Source organism: Azonexus sp. (assembly GCF_036170495.1).
In the GTDB taxonomy this organism is placed as follows: Bacteria; Pseudomonadota; Gammaproteobacteria; order Burkholderiales; family Rhodocyclaceae; genus Azonexus.
Genome location: NZ_JAVHPH010000214.1, coordinates 1 through 3,696, shown reverse-complemented (window position 1 = coordinate 3,696; position 3,696 = coordinate 1). Strand labels below are relative to the sequence as shown.

The 3,696-nt window shown below is 63.3% G+C and carries 5 protein-coding genes; 4 read left to right on the top strand and 1 reads right to left on the bottom strand.

Features of this window, described 5'->3' with window-relative positions; all coding sequences use genetic code 11:
* The 4 genes from dnaQ to ADADOO_RS07335 form a co-directional block, all read left to right on the top strand.
* On the top strand, nt 1–497 hold a 497-nt coding region (gene dnaQ / locus ADADOO_RS07350; protein WP_511276306.1), incomplete at its 5' end, for a DNA polymerase III subunit epsilon.
* Nucleotides 498–504: 7 nt separating this feature from the next.
* Nucleotides 505–1,389: an esterase/lipase family protein gene (locus ADADOO_RS07345; protein WP_511276304.1), complete on the top strand. Its 885-nt coding sequence runs from the start codon at nt 505–507 to the stop codon at nt 1,387–1,389.
* On the top strand, nt 1,386–2,690 hold the full coding sequence (locus tag ADADOO_RS07340) for a M18 family aminopeptidase (protein WP_511276303.1): 1,305 nt from the start codon (nt 1,386–1,388) through the stop codon (nt 2,688–2,690). The genes ADADOO_RS07345 and ADADOO_RS07340 overlap by 4 nt, the downstream gene beginning before the upstream one ends.
* A gap of 1 nt (nt 2,691) precedes the next feature.
* Entirely contained in the window at nt 2,692–3,240 is a 549-nt protein-coding gene (locus tag ADADOO_RS07335) for a methyltransferase family protein (RefSeq protein ID WP_511276301.1), read from the top strand.
* Here ADADOO_RS07335 and ADADOO_RS07330 read toward each other — a convergent pair.
* Nucleotides 3,232–3,567, bottom strand: coding sequence for a hypothetical protein (locus ADADOO_RS07330; RefSeq protein WP_511276299.1), 336 nt, complete (start codon nt 3,565–3,567; stop codon nt 3,232–3,234). The genes ADADOO_RS07335 and ADADOO_RS07330 overlap by 9 nt on opposite strands.
* Nucleotides 3,568–3,696 lie beyond the last annotated feature (129 nt).

Here is a 3,696-nt window from a genome sequence, read left to right as displayed (position 1 = left end):
CCGACGAGTTCCTGGAGTTCATCAACGGTGCCGAGCTGATCATCCACAACGCGCCATTCGACATCGGTTTTCTCAACGCCGAGCTCGACCGCCTCGGCCGCGTGCCGGTCGGCACCATCTGCGGCAAAGTCACCGACACCCTGCGCATGGCCAAGGACCTGCACCCCGGCAAGCGCAACAGCCTCGACGCGCTGTGCGAACGTTACGAAATCGACAACTCCAGCCGCACCCTGCACGGCGCCCTGCTTGACACCGAACTGCTGGCCGAAGTTTTCCTGGCCATGACCCGTGGCCAGAACTCGCTGATGATCGAACCCGATGCAGCACCGCGCCCGAACATCGGCGCCGACGGCCTGGTCCGCGAGCGCAAGCCGCTCACCGTGCGCCGTGCCTCGCCCGAGGAACTGGCCGAACACGAGCAGGTTTTGAAAGCCATCGACAAGGAATCGAAAGGCGCCTGCCTGTGGCTCGCCAAGCCCGACGCCGAAGCGGCCTGAACCCGGCATGGTTCCTGTCTCGCTGCTCATCTGGCTCGCTCTTGAAATCAGCGGCTATCTCTACATCGGCCGCCATTTCATGCACCTCGACTGGCCCTTCGCCGTTGTCGGTGCCATCAACTGCCTGCTTGGCCTGCGTTTCTGGATGAACGCCACGACCTGGTTCTTCGGCATGAAATTCGCCTCGCCGGCGCCCGCGCTCGGCTTTGGCAAACGCTTCCGGATCATGGCTGGCGAATATTTTGCCTTCCTCCTCACCTTCCTGCTCGTCATTCCTTTCGAGCGCCTGTGGATGCCGGCCGACCGCTTGCTCCCCGGCCAGAAGCCGATCCTGCTCGTCCATGGCTACGGCTGCAGCCGTGGTGTCTGGTGGCTGCTCCGTCGTCGCCTCGAAGCAGCAGGCCATGGCGTCGCCACGGTCAGCCTGGCGCCACCCTACACCAGCATGGGCAAGCTGGTGCCACTCCTCACCCAGCGCATCGAGGAAGTCTGCGCCGCCACCGGCAGCAAACAGGTAACGCTGCTCGCGCACAGCATGGGCGGCCTGATTTGCCGCTCCTATCTGGCTCGCCACGGCAGCGAACGCGTCGACCGCCTGTTCACGCTGGCCACGCCACATGCCGGCAGCCTCCTGAGCAAAATCGGCTTCGGCCAGAATTCCCGCGAGATGACGCCCGGTTCGCTCTGGTTGCGCGACATGGCGACCGAGAAAATCAAGATTCCCGCCGTCAGCCTGCGCAATGCCTACGACAATTACGTCATGCCGCAGGACAACCAGCGCCTGCCCGGCGCGCGCGATGTCGAACTGCCCGCAGTCGGACACATCGCCATGCTTTATGATAAACGGGTTGCCCAACAGCTACTCGAATTGCTGAAACTCAAGAAGCCATGAATATTCCCACCGCCAGCCGCGCCCAGGCGCAGGATCTGCTCGATTTCATCGATGCCAGCCCCAGCCCCTGGCATGCCGTCCAGACTTGCGAGAGCCGACTCACCGCTGCCGGCTTCCAACCGCTCGACGAAGCCGAGCGCTGGACCTTGAACGCCGGCGACCGTCGCTACGTCGTACGTGGCGGATCGTCGATCATTGCCTTCATTGTCGGCAATCAGCCGGCAGCCACCACCGGCCTGCGCATGATCGGCGCCCATACCGATTCGCCGGGCCTGCGCCTCAAGCCGAAGCCGGCCGAAGACATGGTCGGCCTGGTGCGCCTCGGCGTCGAAGTCTATGGCGGCCCGATCCTCGCCACCTTCGCCGACCGCGACCTGTCGCTGGCCGGGCGTGTCAATGTCCGCGTGCTGGGCGGTTTTGAATCCCGGCTGGTGCGCTTTACCGAGCCGCTGCTCCGCCTGCCCAACCTCGCCATCCACATGAACCGCGAGGTCAATGAGAACGGCCTGAAATTCAACAAGCAGACCGAACTCCCGCTGCTACTCGGCATTTCGGAAGACGGTACGAAGGCCGAAGCGCGCTTCCGCCAGCCCATCGCCGCCGCCCTCTGTGTCGAACCGGACGATCTGCTAACCTGGGAACTCAACGCCTACGACACGCAAAAAGGCGCCTTTTGGGGCGTTGACCGTGAGTTTGTCGCCAACAGCCAGCTCGACAACCTGGCTTCCTGCCATGCGGCAGTGAGCGCCCTGCTCGCCACCCGCGAGCCAGCCGCCACCTGCCTGTGCGCCTTCTTCGACCACGAAGAGGTGGGCAGCGAAAGCGCCACCGGCGCGGGCGGCAGCTTCGTTGCCGATGTGCTCAGCCGACTGGCTGGCTGCGCCGGCCTCGATAGCGAAGATCAGCGTCGCATGCTGGCGCAGAGCTTCTTCATCAGCGCCGACATGGCGCACGGCTGGCACCCCAATTTCCCGGCTGCCTACGAGCCCTGCCACCACGCGCTGGTCAATGCCGGCCCGGTCATCAAGAGCAACGCCAATCAGCACTACAGCACGAGCGCTGAGACGGCGGCCCGCTTCATGGCTATTTGCGAAAAAGCCGGCGTGCCCTGCCAGCAATACGCCCATCGCACCGACCTCGGCTGCGGCAGCACCATCGGCCCCATCGTCGCCTCGCGCCTGGGCATTCCGAGTGTCGATGTCGGCTCGCCGATGTGGGCCATGCACAGCATCCGCGAAAGTGCCGGCGTCCTCGACCACGGCTACATGATCGCCGCCCTCACCACGACTTTCTCAGAGTGACATGAACGATCTGATCTTTTTCCTGGCTGGCACCGCCGTCGTCATCTGGCTTTCGCGAAAAGCGCTGCGCAAGCCCGGCAGCCATGGTTTTTACCGCTTTTTCGCCTGGGAAGCCATTCTTGGCCTGATCGTGCTCAACCATGGCGTGTGGGGCGACGACCCCTATTCGCCGCACCAATTCACCTCATGGATGCTCATGTTGCTGAGCATCTTCCTCGTCGTCGAAGGCACACGCACCCTGCGCCGCGACGGCGCGGCCAGCGCCCAGCGCGACGACGGCTCCTTCTACGAATTCGAGAAGACGACGCAACTGGTTTCGCACGGCATTTTCAGCTACATCCGCCACCCGATGTATTCCTCGCTGCTTGCCCTGGCCTGGGGGGCTTATTTTCAAGACCCCAGCCTGATCGGCACGATCATCGCCGGCATCGCCTCGTTTTCGCTGTGGCTGACCGCCGTGACCGACGAACGCGAATGCCTGGCCTATTTCGGCGACACCTACGCCAGCTACATGCAGCGCACCAAGCGCTTCATCCCCTTTCTACTCTGAGGCGGGCTTCGTTCCCATCATTTCATTGCAGGTCCCCCGGCCGAAGGTTTCGGCCTTTTTCGGGCTGGAAATCTGCGGCTCGTCGTAGATGCGCCGGATGATGTAATTGGTGATGCGCGCGCCGTCGCTGCCGTCTTCGTCGAACAATTTCATCGGCCGGCCTTTGTCGCGGTTATAGAAAGCCTGCAGGGCGTGGTCGCGGACGCGTTCGCAAAAACGGATGCGCTGGGCATCGGGCATGCTGTCGTCGATCGGGCCAGCATGGCCGTGGGCGATGGCGCCCGAAGCGGCCAGCAGGGCGATCAGTGTCAGGGCAAGACGTTTCATTCCTTGGGCTCCTGAATCGAGGTGAGATAGGCCAGGATGTCCTGGATGTCCTGCGCTTTGAGGGCATTGAGCAAACCGACGGTACCTTCTTCGTCATGCGGCCGGTCGCCCTTGAGGAAAAGCCCGACC